Annotated in this window: 13 protein-coding genes; 1 reads left to right on the forward strand and 12 read right to left on the reverse strand. The window is 70.7% G+C overall.

What is annotated here, in order from left to right:
• Positions 1-58: 58 nt before the first annotated feature.
• From AC07FT_RS32340 to AC07FT_RS32390, 11 genes are all read right to left on the reverse strand, one after another.
• Positions 59-1,783: an acyl-CoA dehydrogenase family protein gene (locus AC07FT_RS32340; protein ID WP_479179590.1), complete on the reverse strand. Its 1,725-nt coding sequence runs from the start codon at positions 1,781-1,783 to the stop codon at positions 59-61.
• A gap of 94 nt (positions 1,784-1,877) precedes the next feature.
• A complete protein-coding gene (locus tag AC07FT_RS32345; protein ID WP_479179591.1) occupies positions 1,878-2,435 on the reverse strand; it encodes a PadR family transcriptional regulator in 558 nt (185 codons plus the stop codon).
• Between the two features lie 215 nt (positions 2,436-2,650).
• Positions 2,651-3,610, reverse strand: coding sequence for an FkbM family methyltransferase (locus AC07FT_RS32350; protein ID WP_479179592.1), 960 nt, complete (start codon positions 3,608-3,610; stop codon positions 2,651-2,653).
• 171 nt (positions 3,611-3,781) lie between these two features.
• Positions 3,782-4,780 carry a type I glyceraldehyde-3-phosphate dehydrogenase gene (gene gap / locus AC07FT_RS32355; protein ID WP_471205038.1) on the reverse strand — a complete coding sequence of 333 codons (999 nt, stop codon included), beginning with the start codon at positions 4,778-4,780 and terminating at the stop codon, positions 3,782-3,784.
• A gap of 104 nt (positions 4,781-4,884) precedes the next feature.
• On the reverse strand, positions 4,885-5,841 hold the full coding sequence (locus AC07FT_RS32360; protein WP_254749236.1) for a GlxA family transcriptional regulator: 957 nt from the start codon (positions 5,839-5,841) through the stop codon (positions 4,885-4,887).
• A 139-nt stretch (positions 5,842-5,980) separates the two neighbouring features.
• Positions 5,981-7,294, reverse strand: coding sequence for a haloacid dehalogenase-like hydrolase (locus AC07FT_RS32365; protein ID WP_479179594.1), 1,314 nt, complete (start codon positions 7,292-7,294; stop codon positions 5,981-5,983).
• Between the two features lie 202 nt (positions 7,295-7,496).
• Positions 7,497-8,030, reverse strand: a complete 534-nt coding sequence (locus AC07FT_RS32370) for a P-loop NTPase family protein (RefSeq protein WP_479179627.1) — start codon at positions 8,028-8,030, stop codon at positions 7,497-7,499.
• 87 nt (positions 8,031-8,117) lie between these two features.
• Positions 8,118-9,710 (reverse strand): FAD-dependent oxidoreductase, encoded by a 1,593-nt coding sequence (locus AC07FT_RS32375; protein ID WP_479179595.1) that lies wholly within the window; start codon positions 9,708-9,710, stop codon positions 8,118-8,120.
• Positions 9,707-10,417, reverse strand: a complete 711-nt coding sequence (locus AC07FT_RS32380) for a DUF5987 family protein (RefSeq protein ID WP_479179596.1) — start codon at positions 10,415-10,417, stop codon at positions 9,707-9,709. Before AC07FT_RS32380 ends, AC07FT_RS32375 begins: the two co-directional genes overlap by 4 nt.
• Complete coding sequence (locus AC07FT_RS32385) at positions 10,414-11,013, reverse strand: hypothetical protein (protein ID WP_479179598.1); 600 nt, start codon at positions 11,011-11,013, stop codon at positions 10,414-10,416. Before AC07FT_RS32385 ends, AC07FT_RS32380 begins: the two co-directional genes overlap by 4 nt.
• Positions 11,014-11,424: 411 nt before the next feature.
• Entirely contained in the window at positions 11,425-12,453 is a 1,029-nt protein-coding gene (locus AC07FT_RS32390; RefSeq protein WP_479179600.1) for an alcohol dehydrogenase catalytic domain-containing protein, read from the reverse strand.
• Between the two features lie 489 nt (positions 12,454-12,942).
• On the opposite strand from AC07FT_RS32390, the gene AC07FT_RS32395 reads away from it, so the two are divergent.
• Complete coding sequence (locus tag AC07FT_RS32395; protein ID WP_479179602.1) at positions 12,943-13,884, forward strand: IPT/TIG domain-containing protein; 942 nt, start codon at positions 12,943-12,945, stop codon at positions 13,882-13,884.
• 246 nt (positions 13,885-14,130) lie between these two features.
• On the opposite strand, the gene AC07FT_RS32400 is transcribed toward AC07FT_RS32395, so the two are convergent.
• The gene (locus AC07FT_RS32400) at positions 14,131-14,790 is read right to left on the reverse strand and encodes a YceI family protein (protein ID WP_479179603.1); all 660 of its coding nucleotides are present in this window, start codon (positions 14,788-14,790) and stop codon (positions 14,131-14,133) included.
• Between the last annotated feature and the right edge of the window lie 215 nt (positions 14,791-15,005).

A 15,005-nucleotide genomic window follows, 5' to 3' on the forward strand; every position in this document is an offset into this window, starting at 1 on the left:
ACCGGTACCACCGGTGCGGGCGCCTTCGCCGTTCGTCAGGGAAGCCGTATGGCCCCGGTCAGGGAGCCATCTCGTAGGTCCCGGACAACGCCTCGACCCGCTCCCAGACACGGGCCGAGCGGGCCTCGTCCACCACCGGGCGCCGGACCGCGCCCAGGGCCCAGTTCTGCTGCTCCGCCGTGGCGGAGTCCTTGCCGTGCAGTTCCACGGCGTAGGCGGAGAAGTCACGCACGAAGACCGCGAACAGTTCGTCGAGCACGGTCTCCTCGACGCCGGTCAGCCGCCCCTGCTCCAGGATCAGCTGGCCGTACACCACCAGCGCGAAGAGCTGGCCGACGGCGAGGAGGAAGTCCAGGTCCTTGCTCTGGTCCTCGCCGGGCGCGGCGGTGGTGACGAACTCGCACAGGGCGTCGGCCTGCTCGCGGAAGCGGGCGACGTTGGGGATGTGGGCGTAATCGTCGTAGGGGGCGCGCCAGTCGTGGAAGCGGATGGCGCCCAGGCCGCGGGCCGGTCCCTGGCGGAAGAGGAACGCGTCGTCGGCCGCGTCCAGGCGGGTCGGCACGGGCTCGTACTCGGCCGGGGCCAGCAGGTGGTTGCCCATGAACTTCAGGATCAGGGCGAGGTTGACGTGGACGGTGCCCTCCAGCTTGGGCAGCCCGCGGATCTCGGTGGCGGCCTGGGAGAAGTAGGTGTCCTTCTCGAAGCCCTTCGCGGCGATGACGTCCCACATCAGGTCGATGACCTTCTCGCCCTCGGTGGTCACCTTCATCTTCGTCATGGGGTTGAAGAGGAGGTAGCGGCGGTCGTCGGGGCCCGCGGTGCGGAAGTAGTCGACGGCACGGTCGCTGAACAGCTTCATCCCGACCAGCCGGACGTAGGCGTCGGCCAGCTCCCGGCGTACGTGCGGGAAGGCGGTGACGGGACGGCCGTAGAGGATGCGGTTCTGGGCGTGGGTGACGGCCTCGTACATCGCGTGCTCGCAGATGCCGACCGAGGCGGTGCAGAGGTTGAACTTGCCGACGTTGACGGTGTTGAGCGCGGCGTCGAAGGCGGCGCGGCCGGTGTGCAGTACATCGTCGGCACCGACCGGGTAGTTCTCCAGCCGGAACTCGCTGACGTACTTGGAGGAGTCGACCACGTTCTTCACCAGATGGTACGACGGGTGGCGGCTGTCGGCGGCGAAGAAGACGTAGCCGTCGGCGCCCTCGACGTCGGTGCGCCGGCCGAAGACGGAGACGAGCCCGGCGGCGTTGCCGTTGCCGATGTAGTACTTGGAGCCGCTGGCCAGGAAGCCGCCCTCGCCGTCCGGCTCCAGCAGCATGTCGGTGGAGTAGATGTCCGCGCCGTGGGACTTCTCGGACAGGCCGAAGGCGAACACCTCGCCCTGGGCGAGGAGTTCGGCGGCCCGGGCGCGGGCGGTGGCGTTGTCGCTCTGCCAGACGGGGCCGAGGCCGAGGATGGTGACCTGCCAGGCGTACCAGTAGTCCAGCCCGTAGAAGCCGAAGATCTCGTTGAGGGCGGCTATCCGGGCGGTGTCCCAGCGCTTGTCCCCCTCTTCGGGGGTGGCGGCCGAGGCCGGGGTGAGGAAGGTGGCGAAGAGTCCTTCCTTGGCGGAGAACGCCAGGAAGTCCGCCAGCCAGGCGCGGGTGCGGTAGTCCTCGATCAGCTGGCGCTTGCCGCGGTCCTCGAACCAGTCGACGGTGGCGCGCAGCAGTCGGCGCGTCTCGGGGTCGAAGTGCGCCGGGTCGTAGGTACGCGGGTTGAACAGCAGTGCGTCGGCCACGGAGGGTCACCTTTCCTGCTCGCAGTGGTGGGGTGGGTGGTGGAGGTACGGGGGCGCGTCGGGGTGCGGTGTGAGCCGCTCGTGGCGCCGGGGTTCAGCTCTCGGGTCGGAGCCGGTGGAGCGTGTCCAGGACGTCGTCCAGCCAGGCGAGCGTCATCCGCTCGTAGGCGATGCCGCCGCGCAGCACGACGTGCTGGAGCGACTCCCCGGCGCTGAGCTCGACGGGGGCTTCGGGGCCGGTGAAGTCCCGTTCCTCACCGGCCAGATAGCGGTCGAGCCGGTCGCTGTGCGCCCGGCGGTGCCGCTCGACCTCGCTGATCAGGGCCGCGGGATCGTCGAAGGCCGCGCCGCGGATCTTCACGGCGAGGTCATGCCGCACGCTCTCGGGTTCGACCGGTTCGTGCAGCCACTCGGACAGGGCGGCGCGGCCGGGCTCGGCGACGGAGTACTCCTTCTTGTCCGGCCGGGCCTGCTGCTGCACCTCGCGGGCCTCGATCCAGCCATCGCTCTCCATGCGCTTGAGCACGCGGTAGATCTGCTGGTGGCTGGCGGTCCAGAAGTAGCCGATGGACCGCTCGAACCGCCGGGCCAGCTCATAGCCGGATCCGGCCTTCTCGAGCAGGGAAACGAGGATCGCGTGTTCGAGCGCCATGGCCATGATCCTGCTATGCAACTCGATGCATAGCAAGGACGCCCTCCGGAATGAGGCATGGTTCACCCTCGCGGGCGGCCGGGCGGCCGCGGGAACGCCGAGGGCCCCGGACCGTCTGCCGGTCCGGGGCCTCAGGATGCGGGGAAGCGCCGTCGCCCCAGGGCGTGTCCGCAAAGTCGCCGCGGGCTGATCCGACGCGACCTCGCGGACATGCCCTAGCGCGGGGCGGCGGCCGCGCGCATCATCACGCAGTCGAACTCCACCACCCGGCCCGTCGTCGCCTCCCGGGTCACCGGATACATACCGGTGATCTCGAAGCCGCTCTCCTCGTACACGGCGATCGCCTCGGCCATCCGGGGGCTCCCCTCGTACAGCGGCAGCGCCGCCACCTCGGACTGCATCCCCACGAACTCTCCCGCCCGGTCCCCGGCGCCCGCGAACACCTCCAGGTCGTACCCCTGGGTGTCCATCTTCAGATAGGGCCGGGGCTCGGTCAGGCCGGCCAGCGCCTTGTCCATCACACCGTCCAGCCTGCGGAGCTCGATCTCCTCGGTGCGGGTCCTGGCGAACCGGCGGTAGCGGCCCTTGCCGTACTCGCTGGGCGGGAGCAGCGAGTTCATGGTGTTCCAGTCCACGTGGATGGAGTGTGTGGCGTCCTCGCGCCCGAGGCCGAAGGGGTACACCCACCATTCGGGATCGGGCTCCGCGGCCTGCCGCAGTTTGGCGAACGCATCCTCGGTGGGCTCGAAGGAAACGATTCTGCCCGGATAGCCGAGCCCGCGCAGCCGCTTGGCGTACTGACCGGTGTTGGCGCCGACGTCGAAGACGCAGTTCACCCCGTAGTGCTCCAGCAGCCCAGCCACGTGGTGGGTGCACAGGAAGGTGGCCGCCGCCAGCTGGAGCGAGCGTTCGTCGGACGCGGCGCTCTCGTCGAGGAGGAGCTGGGCACCGGTGTTGCCGAGCGGGACGGACTTCCAGGTGGCGGCCGGATCGCCACGGCCGCGGGCGACCACCCACACGCCCTTGCGCATCCGCGCCGCGGTGTACGGGCCCTCGCCGCGGATCACGAGATCGGCCTCCCGGCCCACGGGGACACGGGTGCGTTCACCCCGCCGGGACAGCACCGCCGTACCGGCGCCGAGATCGAGCACCTGTACCCCGAACCGGGGAAGCATACGGAGCAGGCTTCTGTAAAGGGTCCTCATTGAGACAGCCTCGCAGGCATCAGCCGTCCCGGACCCCCTCTTGCGCCAATCAGCGCACAAACGCCTCGGGCGCCCCCACCGTGACCACCCCGGCGGTGCCGTAGCGGGGTGGCGGCCCGGTGGGGGCGCCCGTGGCGCGGGTCAGCGCGCGGCGAGGAGCTCGAGCGAGTCGATCACCCGGTTCGAGAAGCCCCACTCGTTGTCGTACCAGGCGACCACCTTGACGTGGCGGCCTTCGACACGGGTGAGCTCGGAGTCGAAGATCGACGACGCCGGGTTGCCGGTGATGTCGGACGACACGAGCGGGTCGTCGGAGTACTCGAGGACGCCCTTCAGCGCCCCGTCCGCTGCGGACCGGTACGCCGCCAGCACCTCCTCGCGCGTGACGTCACGGGCGACGGTCGTGTTGAGCTCGACGATCGAGCCCACCGGAACCGGTACGCGGATCGAGTCACCGGACAGCTTGCCGTCGAGGTTCGGCAGCACCAGACCGATCGCCTTGGCGGCGCCCGTCGTGGTCGGCACGATGTTGACACCGGCGGCGCGGGCGCGGCGGGCGTCGCGGTGCGGGCCGTCCTGGAGGTTCTGCTCCTGGGTGTAGGCGTGCACCGTGGTCATGAAGCCGTGCTCGATGCCCGCGAGTTCATCGAGCACCGCGGCCAGCGGCGCGAGCGCGTTGGTCGTGCACGAGGCGTTCGAGACGATCGTGTGCACGTCCGGGTCGTACGCGTCGGTGTTGACCCCGAAGGCGAGCGTGACATCGGCACCGTCGGACGGAGCGCCGACGAGGACCCGCTTCGCTCCCGCGTCGAGGTGCGCGCGGGCGGCCTTGGCCGAGGTGAAGCGGCCGGTGGCCTCCAGCACGATCTCCACCCCGAGGTCGGCCCAGGGCAGCCGCTCCGGTTCGCGCTCGGCCAGCACCTTGATCCGACGGCCGTCGACGACGAGGGTGTCCCCGTCGACCGTCACCGGGCGGCCGAGACGGCCCGCCGTCGTGTCGAAGGCGAGCAGCCGTGCGAGGGTCGCGGGCTCCGAGAGGTCGTTGATGGCGACGATCTCGAGGTCGCTGTCGCGCTCGAGCAGTGCGCGCAGCACATTGCGTCCGATGCGGCCGAACCCGTTGATGGCGATGCGAGTCATGAATGGTGTCCCTTCCGTTCGCCACCAGCGTCGCGCGCGGATGCCGGTCCGTGACCTAGGCGAGAGCGCCACGGTTCAAAAGGATCGCGCCAGCTCGCGAACGGCTACTCGCCCTGGGTGAAGGTGCGCCGGTACTCGGTGGGGGTGGTGCCGAGGATGTGCTGGAAGTGCAGCCGCAGGTTCGCCCCGGTGCCCAGGCCCACATCGGTGGCGATCTGCTCCACACTCCGCTCGGACCGCTCGAGCAGTTCACGGGCCACGTCGATGCGGGCGCGCATCACCCACTGCATGGGGGTGTAGCCGGTGTCGTCGACGAAGCGCCGCGACAGGGTGCGCGGCGACACCGCCGCGTGCCGTGCGAGCGCCTTGAGGGTGAGGGGTTCGCCGAGGCGCTGCAGCGCCCACTCCCGGGTGGCGGCGAAACGCTCACCGAGCGCCTCGGGCACGCTGCGCGGTACGTACTGCGCCTGACCGCCGCTGCGGTAGGGGGCCGCGACCAGGCGGCGGGCGGCGTGGTTGGAGGCGGCCACCCCGAGATCGGCTCGGAGGATGTGCAGACACAGATCGATACCGGAGGCGGCGCCCGCGGAGGTGAGCACACTGCCCTCGTCGACGAACAGGACGTTCTCGTCGACGTCGATGAGCGGGTGTTTCACCGCGAGGGCCCGCGCGTAGTGCCAGTGGGTCGTGGCACGCTTGCCGTCGAGCAGACCGGTGGCGGCGAGCGCGAAGGCGCCTGTGGAGATGGCGGCGAGCCGCGCGCCCCGCCGGTGGGCCGCGATCAGCCCGGCCACGACGGCCCCGGGCGGATCCTCGCGGTCCGGGTGCCGGTAGCCGGGGACGAAGACGATGTCGGCCCACTCGAGCGCGTCGAGACCGTGGGCCACGTGGTACGAGAGGCCGTCGCCACCGGTGACGAGACCGGGCGACGCACCGCATACCCGCACTTCGTAGGGCATGCTCGCGCGGGTCGTGAACACCTGGGCGGGAATGCCGACGTCGAGTGGTTTCGCGCCTTCGAGCACGAGGACGGCGACACGGTGGAGTCGGGAGGATGGCACGGGGACCAGGGTACGAGGGCGGCGGGTCCGGTCCGTCCCAACGGCGCGGGGTGTGGGGCGGGCCCGGAGACAGGGCCCGCCCCTCGAACGCCCGAATTCACCCCGCCCGGCCGTGGGCGGCGGGGCCCGGTGAGGTCCGTCAGGAGGTGTGCGGGTACACCCGGTCCTCCTGGTCCGGGACGACGGATCCGTCGGGGCGCCGCAGGGGTGCCTCGACACCATCGGTGTTCATATGTCCCTTGGTGGCGCAGGGGTAGGGCGTCTTCTGGCGCGGATTCGGCTCGATGAACATCGGGTTGATGAACCACCGCCGGTCGGCGTTGTCATACGCCCGGCACATCAGCTCGGTCTTGTTGCGGTTGATGGCCAGGTGCCCGGCGGTGGCGTCATTGACGAAGGTGACATCGGTCTCGGCGTCGCCCGCGCCGAACGCGATCCGGTGTGCGGGGTCCTGCTCACGCCATGCCTCGGCGCCCTTGATGCCGTAGATGCTCTTGTTGATCCAGCAGCGCTTGCCGTCCATGTAGGTCAGGACGTCACCGCCGGTGTTGTCCCCGACGTCACCGCATCCCTGGACACCCGTGGTGAGCCGGCCGTTCTTGACGACGTTGCGGATGCCCACGACACGGTCGTCCGGGAATCCCGCGCCCGGGGCCCAGGCCCGGACGATCGGCTCCGCGGAGGCGGACACCACCCAGACGTCGAACCCGGCCTCGCGGAGAGTGCGGATGAGGTCGAGTTGCTGCTCGTAGTAGCGCACGTAACCGGCCCAGCTGTGGGTTCCGACCGTCTGCTTCGTGCCGATCGGCGCGGCGAGGTTCTCGGCACGCGCCTTGCGGGCGAAGGAGGTCAGCTGCGCCGGGGTGTGCCCGGCGAAGAGCTGGGTGATCCAGACGTAGGAGGGTACGGTCCTGCGGTGGTTCCACACCCCGCTGAAGGCGGTCTTCCCGGTCGACGTCTCCTCGTCCGCGTAGATGTCGAGGATCTCGTCGGTGCAGTCGGTGTCCGTCGAGGTCGGCAGGGGCCGTCCCACGGGAACGGAGGTGCCGCAGGCGCGGGTGAGCGCGCGATGGGCCGCCTCGGTCATCCACTTGTTGGTGGCGCGCCAGCTGCTGGGCTGGAGGATCTTGTCGTGCTTGAGCATCCACGCGAGCGTGGCGTCGGAGATGTCGTTCTTGACGATGGTGTTGTCCCAGTCGAACGCCGCCACGGGCTTCGGCGATCCGGGACGGGAGCCCTGACCGCAGGTTCCGCGTTCGTCGATCATGCGCTGGAGTCCGGCCCGGTTGTCGCCGTACCAGTGCAGGTCCTTGTTCAGCTGCGGACACTCGGCGCGCGGCGTGCGGTGCGCGGTGGTCTCCCGGGCGGTGGCGGTCACCGGAGCGCTGACGGTGGCGGCGAGCGCGAGCGCCAGACACGTCATCGCGGGCCTGAGAGCCTGCTGACGAAGCATGGGGTCTCCTGGGCGTTGGGGCACGTGTGTCACCGGACCGTTGTACGGGGAAAACGTTCCGGCGTGGATCACGGACTGTACCGACTCGGGGAAGCACGCAGAAGTAGCGCCCGGTGGAGAAGTTCCGCGTGGCGGCGTCCCGCCGCGGTGCGGGGTGACGGCGTGGCACCGGTGCGGCGCGACGCGTGTGCGTGTCCTCGGGTCAGCGCTCCAGCGCCGGGAGATGGGCCAGCCCGGTGTCGCACATGATGCGGTCGACGGTGTCGGACAGGGTGCTGTCGGCGCCGATGACCCTTTCGACGCCGCCGGGCAGCAGATCGAGTTCGCGGTACCACTCGCGCATCTCCGCCTCGCCGTACTCGTCCGCCTGGGGTTCGGTGAGGTGCCGGGCCGGCGTTTCGGCGAACGGCACCTGCAGGTAGTAGCCGTGGGTCGGGCCCCGGTGGTCGGCACGCAGCCGGGCGAGCATCTCACCGTAGTGCTCGGCGTACAGGATGCCCTCGACGACGACGTGGTACCCGGCGTCCAGGGCGTGACGGGCGACGGCGTCGATCAGGCCGATGTTCACGGCGCCCGGGCGGTCGCGTTCGCGCAGCACGACGCGGCGGATGGTGTCCTGTCCGACCAGGGCGAGGCCGCGGCCGAAGGTGTCGCGGAGCCCGGCCGCGACGGACGACTTGCCGGAAGCGCTGTTGCCGCGCAGCACGACCAGCCTGGTTTCCTCGGTGCCCACCATCATGGTGGGCACGCTACCGGCGGCGGTGTACCCCGGTGCGGGTCCGCACCGGGGTACATGGCCGGTTGGGTGAGGTGGACATCGTGGTCATGGGGTGGGCACGGGCGCTCCGTAGCGGACCTCGGCACCGGTCTGGGCGGCGCGCCGGGTGATGGCGGGGGTGGCGCGTTCGGCGAGGGCGGCGATGGTGAGGGAAGGGTTGACGGTCAGGGAGGTGGGGACGGCCGAGCCGTCGGTGATGAACAGGCCCTGGTGGCCGCGGAGTTCTCCGGTGTCGGTGAGGGCGCTGGTGGCGGAGGTGTCGCCCATGCGGGCGGAGCCGAGCGGATGGGCGGTCACCGCTCCGGCCACGTCTTCGCTCCAGGGCCGCACCTGGGCCAGTCCGTCCTTTTCGAGGATCCCGCGCAGGGCCTGGTCCGCCGTGTGCCAGCCGTCGCGGGTCCGGGTGGTGGGACGGTAGGTCATGGTGCCGAGGCCGAGGCCGGGGGCGAGGCGGGTGAAACTGCCGGTGAGCGGCGGGACGGCGGAGAAGGTGCCTTCGTTGTCGTCCTCGGTCATCGCCAGCAGGGTGAGCCAGGACTTCCACCGGGAGCGCAGGGCGCGCGCCGGTATGCCGAACCAGTGGGGCGGGTCGGCGGCCTGGGCGAGCACATTGGTCAGCGACGGGAAGTAGATCTGCTGGAGGCTGAAGCGGCTGTACTCGGGTGCCGCGGCGTCCAGGTAGTCGTAGGTGGCCGCCGTGATGGGGCGGCCGATCGGCAGCCCCTGGTAGGGGACGCCGTCCGGGCGGGACAGGCCGAGCAGTGTGCGCACCTTGTCCTCGTTCACGTCGGCCACGCTGACGCGGTCGCCGTTGCCGGAGAAGTACCGTCCCACGGCGGCCGGGATGCCGCCGAGGAGCAGTGCGGAGCGCTGGAGGATGACGGGGGTGCCGACGGCCCCGGCCGCGAGGACGACGACCTTGGCGTGGATGGTGCCCGTGGTGGGGGTGCAGGTGTAGTCATCGGGGTCGAGGACGGTGTAGCTGACGGCGTAGCGGTGGCCGGACAGGGGTGAGGGACTGATGCTCTGCACTTCGTGCAGGGGGTGGATGGTGGCGCCGTGGGCCTCGGCCGCGGGCAGGTAGTTGAGGAGCATGGAGCGTTTGGCGTCGAACCGGCAGCCGGACAGCATCCAGTTGCAGTTGGTGCAGCGGTCGGTGTCGACGGCGACGGGCACGGGGTTGCAGGTGTGCCCGGTGCGCCGGCACGCGGCGGCCAGGATCCCGCCCGCGTAGGAGACGTCGGACCAGTCGGTGCGGGTGACGGGCAGGGCTTCTTCGACGCGGTCGTACCAGGGGTCGAGTGCGGCGCGGGTGAGTGCGGCGGGCCAGATGCGGCGGCCGGTGCCGCCACGGCGTTCGAAGATGAACGCGGGAGCGCGCAGGGAGGCCGCGAAGTACACGACGCTGCCGCCGCCGACGCAGTTGCCGGTGACCACGGCGATGCCCTCACCGCGTACGACGTCGACGATGCGGTTGTAGGTGCCCAGTTGCAGGGAGTGGGCGAAGTCGTCCGCGGCCAGCCGCGGTCCGCGTTCCAGGATGGTGACGCGGGCGCCTCCGGCGGCCAGGTAGTACGCGGGGATGGCGCCGCCGAAGCCGCTGCCGATGACGAGTACGTCGGTGGTCTGCGCGCTCATGCGGGGCTCCCCGACGGGGTGGTGGCGGGGTGCGGGGTGGCCAGGGCCTTGCCGTAGGAGTAGTGGGGGAAGCGCCACAGCCCGTCCGCTCCGGGCGGTGGGAAGTCCAGCCAGTCCAGTCCGGGGTGGTGGGCGTCCAGGGCCTGGCGGGTGTCCAGATGGGCTGCGCTGTCGAAGGCGAGACCGGTCAGCAGGCTCAGCACCTGCCAGATGGCGCGGTCGGGCTCCCCGGGATCGAAGAGGGTGCCGAGGAGCGTGGTGCGGTGGCGGAACGGCAGGCCGACGAAGGCCGGGAGGGTGGGCGGCAGCAGGATCAGGTGGAGCGTGGCGTAGGCGAGTGCTCGGGCGTTGAGCAGGGCCGCGATCTCCGGCAGGAGCGGAGCCAGGGGCAGTTCGGGCGAGGTGAGTGTCTGGATCACCCCGGCCTGTACGGCGCCGGGGCCGGTGACGGCCCCGGCGATGGCGCGGTCAGCGCTGGAGCGGCGTTCACCGGGGATCAGGGTGTCCGCGAACGCCTCCATCGTCTGGACGGTCCATCCCGTGGCCCCGGTCTCGGCGGCGACCGCCCGGGAGACGGCGGGAGGGAGTTGACCGGCGGCCAGGAGTGCGACGGTGGCGGTGAGGGCGCTGAGGATCGTCCGGCGAGCGGGTGGCGCGGAGGTGCCGGGGTGCTCAGGGTGCTCAGGGTGCGGGGGCATGGTGGTCATCCGGCCAGATCGCAGCGCAGATCATACGGGAGGGTCGTGGTCAGGCCGGTCTCTCCGGCTTCACTGCCGTACTCGTCGAGGACATCGGCCAGTTCGGGATGGGTGGGGCGCAGCGCGGCCACGGCGTCGCCGATCCCGACGCTGGTGCCGTGGATCCGGAAGTGGGTGAGCCGGGCTCCGGCCCGCTGCCTGGTCTTGTCCCACCAGTACTGACCGTCCCAGGTCACCCAGGGCGTTGAGCCGGTGGTGGTCTGCACGCTCCAGTGGTCCTGCTGGTAGTAGCGGCAGGTGACCATGGCGAGGGCGAAGCGGGAGGGTTCGGCGACCAGGAAGCGCAGGGCACCGCCGTTGTCGAAGGTGATGTCGCGCTTGCTGTACTCGACGCACAGCGGATCGCGGAACATCAGCTGCCACGGCGGGACCTCGCCCTCACCGAAGCGGTGCCACTCGCAGGTGGCGGCGAAGCCGGGCTCGGTGAACGGACCCGGCGTCCGGGTGGCAGTGGCGGTGGCGGACTGGGATCCGGCGGTGGTACGGGTGGCTCCCGGGCCAGGGGTGGCGGAGGCGGCCACGGGGGTGAGGGTGGCGGTGCACACTCCAGCCACAATTGCCAGGGACATGACAGATCTACGGATGCGGGTCGAACGGGACACGATGGTTCCTGCCTTCCTCGAAGAGCGGTGCGGCCCGGATGGGGGCCGCTGCGCACTCGGGGGTGGTGGGTGGTGGCTCCGCGACGCGGCACGGACTCGCGTCGGGGCGGGGCGCGGACGGACAGCGAAGCGGGGTGCGGACGGGACGAGGGCAGCAACGACCGCACGCACGCGGGCAACGCGGGCACACGGAGGTGTCCGGGCCGCACCTTCGGACGGCCCGCACCCCCACAGAGTGGAGCATGACTACCAGCCAGTAAAGAGGTGGGTCAGTGGCTCTTCCACTGGCCCACCTTTGCGCTCCCGAGAAGCCGTGCGGCACCGAAGGGTCCGGTGCCGTGGGCGCGGTGCGGTCTACACATGGCCGGCGTCGAAGTGAATCAGCGGCTTGATGATCCCGTCGTCCTTCGAAGCCATCATCCGGAAGGCCCGTTCGATCGCGTCGAAGCCGAACTCGTGCGTGGTCATCGGCGTGGGGTCGACCTTTCCGGACTCCAGCAGCCGGAAGATCCGCCGGAGCCATCCCCGCCCGCCACGGTTGAACGCCGCGTAGACCTGCTTGTCGGACATCCCGTAGCCGAACGGTTCCAGCGGGATCCGCAGCGGTTCGGCCACCTCACCGTGATACCCGACATTGGAGATCCGTCCTCCGGGTCTGGTGGCACGGAACGTCGCCTCCCACGTCCGGGGCGTGCCGAGGGCCTCGATGGCGGCGTCCACGCCCTGGCCGTCGGTCAGCTCCAGGATCCGCTGGACCGGCTCGCACCGGGTGTGGTCGACGATCACATCGGCGCCGAAGCGGCGGGCCAGCTCCTGGCGAGCGGGAACCGACTCGACGGCGATGATGAGGCCCGCGCCCAGCAGTCGGCAGCCGATCGTGGCGGACAGGCCCACCGCCCCCTGGGCGAAGACCGCGACGGTCTCCCCCAGTGCGAGCTCGGCGCGTTCGGCGGCGACGAAGCCCGTGGACAGCATGTCGGTGGCGTAGAGGGCCCGGTGGTCACAGAGTCCGTCGGGGATCGGCGCCAGATTGGCCTGGGCGTTGTTCACCAGGAAGTACTCGGCCAGGTTCCCGTCCCGCTGTTGGGTGAACCTGGCACCGCCGAGCATCCGTCCCCCACACTGCGAGGAGAACCCGCGCTGGCACGAATCACACTGGAAACACGGGGTGATTTCGGCGGCCGCGACCCACTGGCCCACTTCCAGGCCCTCGACGGCGGAGCCGAGCGCGTGGACGACACCGACCGCCTCATGACCCAACGTCACATCCGGGGCGACCGGCATCGCACCCCGCATGGTGTGCACATCGGTGGTGCACACCATGGCCGCGGTGGTGCGCACCACCGCGTCAGAGGGGCCGGGCTCGGGGACCGGCTTCTCCATGATCGGAGCACACCCGTCACGTCATGCGTTCCGGCCGGCCGGCACAGGCGCAAACACACCGGGTGACCCACGAGACGCACTACGCCGACCGGGTGACTGCGCGTCAACCCCATTGCTGTCTTGTCGCCCCTATGGGTTACTGAACACATCCAACCGGTGGGTCGCCCATCCCTTCCCGGGAGCTCGGCAGTCGACCCACCCGTTGCACCCCGTGTCTCTGTGCGGCGGCGACGGTCCCTGCCCCGCGGCGAGTTCTCCCGGAAGGGGCTGGGCCCCACATCGCGCCCGACTCCGGTGTCGGCGAGGCGCAGACGCCTCATCCTCCGGGGTGGCACGGAGAGTCCGTCCCACCCCTTCCGACAGCGGACCCAGGGCCCCATCACCCCCGTTCCGGGCGGCGGCACGCACCTGCGGCCGACCCGCCTTCGTACCGGCCGCGCGACCATCCGCGGCCGCCGTCGCCCGGGACAGTCCGACAGGAGGACGTCCATGTCCCAGCAGATGCTCGCGAACGACGGCGGTCGCCCCACCCAGACCGGCCCCGGTGGGGGCTGGCCCGGCCCGGGGGACCCGGGCCCGGGATGGCCGGGCCCGGGGGACCCGGGCCCGGGATGGCCAGGCCCGGGATGGCCGGGCCCCGGCGGGGGTACACCGCCGTCGACGCCGCTGCTGCTCTCGGTCACACCCACCTCCGGCCCGACGACCGGTGGCAACCTCGTCCTGCTGGAGGGGGTCCGCCTGAACAACGCCACCGGTGTCTCCTTCGGCGGCACCCCGGCGACCATTCTGGCGCAGAGTCCCTTCGGCCTGGCGATCGTTGTCACCGCGCCGCCCCACGCCGCGGGCACGGTGTCCGTGACGGTGACCACTCCCAGCGGCACCAGCAACGCCGTGAACTACACCTACGGCGCGCCGGTCCTCCCGCCGACCGCCGCTTCGATCGCCCCGGCCACCGGCCCGGTCACCGGCGGCACTGCCTTCACACTCACCGGGACCAACCTGGCCAACGCGGTGGTCCTGTTCAACGGCGTGCCCGCCGTCGGCGTGACCGTCAACCCGGCCGGTACCTCGCTGACCGGCACCACCCCGCCGGGGCTCGCGCCCGGCAACGTCACGGTCCAGGTGGTGACACCGGCGGGTAGCGCCACGGTTCCGGGCGGTTTCACCTACACCGGGCCGCCTCCGACCGCGGCCGGCATCACACCGGTCTCCGGTCCGACGGCGGGCGGCACCCCGTTCGTCATCATCGGTACCAACCTGACCGGCGGCACCGTGACCTTCGGTGGTGTCCCGGCCACCGGGATCACCGTCGACCCCACCGGGACCCTGCTGGTCGGCACCACTCCGGCCAACACCGTGGGCAACAAGACGGTTCAGGTCACCACGGCGAACGGCACGGCGACCGTCCCGGGCGGGTTCACCTACGTGTGACCCGCTGACGCCGTTGCCCCGTGAGGGCCGGCGGTGGGTGCCGGTCTCCGGGTCGTGTCTCCCGGGGGCCGGCACTGTCATGTAGACGACCGCCGAGGCGACGGCGCGAGAGCCCCCGAGCGGGGCCGGGCTTCGCTCAGGGGCTCTCGCCCGGCATCAGGTCCGGACCCCGGCGCGCGGCGCGTATGCACTTGCCCTCCCGCCACCTGATGTGCCATCACCGGCTGAGCGGTGAACAACAGGGGCTCAGCCCTGTGGAGGTGTGCGGATGGCGGCGATGTCGAACTGCAGGCGCACCTTCTCACTCACCATCGCACCGCCCTCGGCCAGTCGGGCGCTGTAGGTCAGCCCCCACTCGGACCGGTTGATGGTGGTGGTGCCGTCGAAGCCGACCCGCTGATAGCCGAACGGATCGGTGACGTGTCCGATGTAGGTGAGCTCCAGGACGACGGGACGGGTGGTGTCCCTGATGGTGAGGTCGCCGTTCATGCGGTAGACGTCCTTCCCCACGAGCTGCGCCGCGGTGCTGCGGAAGCTCATACGCGGGTAGGTGTCCGCGTCCAGGAAGTCACGGCTCATCAAGTGGGCGTCCCGCTGCTCCACACCGGTCTGGACACTGGCGGTGGACATCACGACCTCTGCCCGGGAGCGGGCCGGATCGCTGCCGTCGAAGTAGAGGCGGCTTTCGAACTCCGTGAAGGAGCCGCGCACCGTGGTCACCATGGCGTGCCGGACGGAGAACCCGATCCTGCTGTGCGCCGGATCGATTATCCACTCCCCGGTCAGACCCGCGAGGGCGGGATCCGGCGCGACGACGGGATCGTAGGCCGGCGGACCGCCGTGCGCCGCGGGAGCGGCATGGGCCAGCGTGCGGCGATGCGACGAGATGCGGTTGAACAACTTCATGAATCAAATAATTGGCAGAAGGCATCTATTGCCGCAAGTCTTTGCCGAAATCCAATGTCCGCCAAGAACTCTGCCCGGGATGTCCGCCCACGCCGTCACCTCAGGGCTGCCACCTGGCAAAATACGCCCCCACCAGTCAGAAGCAGTGATCCGATTCGCTCTGATCGAAAAACCGCCTGAAGCGGCGAGGCGCACAGGACCTGGGTTAATCACTA

The sequence above is a fragment of the Streptomyces sp. NPDC045899 genome, from assembly GCF_056431485.1.

Coding starts and splice junctions, on each gene's coding strand:
- AC07FT_RS32345 (WP_479179591.1), bottom strand. CDS start 2,435: ATGGCGCTCGAACACGCGATCCTCGTTTCCCTGCTCGAGAAGGCCGGA.
- AC07FT_RS32350 (WP_479179592.1), bottom strand. CDS start 3,610: ATGCTTCCCCGGTTCGGGGTACAGGTGCTCGATCTCGGCGCCGGTACG.
- gap (WP_471205038.1), bottom strand. CDS start 4,780: ATGACTCGCATCGCCATCAACGGGTTCGGCCGCATCGGACGCAATGTG.
- AC07FT_RS32365 (WP_479179594.1), bottom strand. CDS start 7,294: ATGCTTCGTCAGCAGGCTCTCAGGCCCGCGATGACGTGTCTGGCGCTC.
- AC07FT_RS32370 (WP_479179627.1), bottom strand. CDS start 8,030: ATGGTGGGCACCGAGGAAACCAGGCTGGTCGTGCTGCGCGGCAACAGC.
- AC07FT_RS32375 (WP_479179595.1), bottom strand. CDS start 9,710: ATGAGCGCGCAGACCACCGACGTACTCGTCATCGGCAGCGGCTTCGGC.
- AC07FT_RS32380 (WP_479179596.1), bottom strand. CDS start 10,417: ATGACCACCATGCCCCCGCACCCTGAGCACCCTGAGCACCCCGGCACC.
- AC07FT_RS32390 (WP_479179600.1), bottom strand. CDS start 12,453: ATGGAGAAGCCGGTCCCCGAGCCCGGCCCCTCTGACGCGGTGGTGCGC.
- AC07FT_RS32395 (WP_479179602.1), top strand. CDS start 12,943: ATGTCCCAGCAGATGCTCGCGAACGACGGCGGTCGCCCCACCCAGACC.
- AC07FT_RS32400 (WP_479179603.1), bottom strand. CDS start 14,790: ATGAAGTTGTTCAACCGCATCTCGTCGCATCGCCGCACGCTGGCCCAT.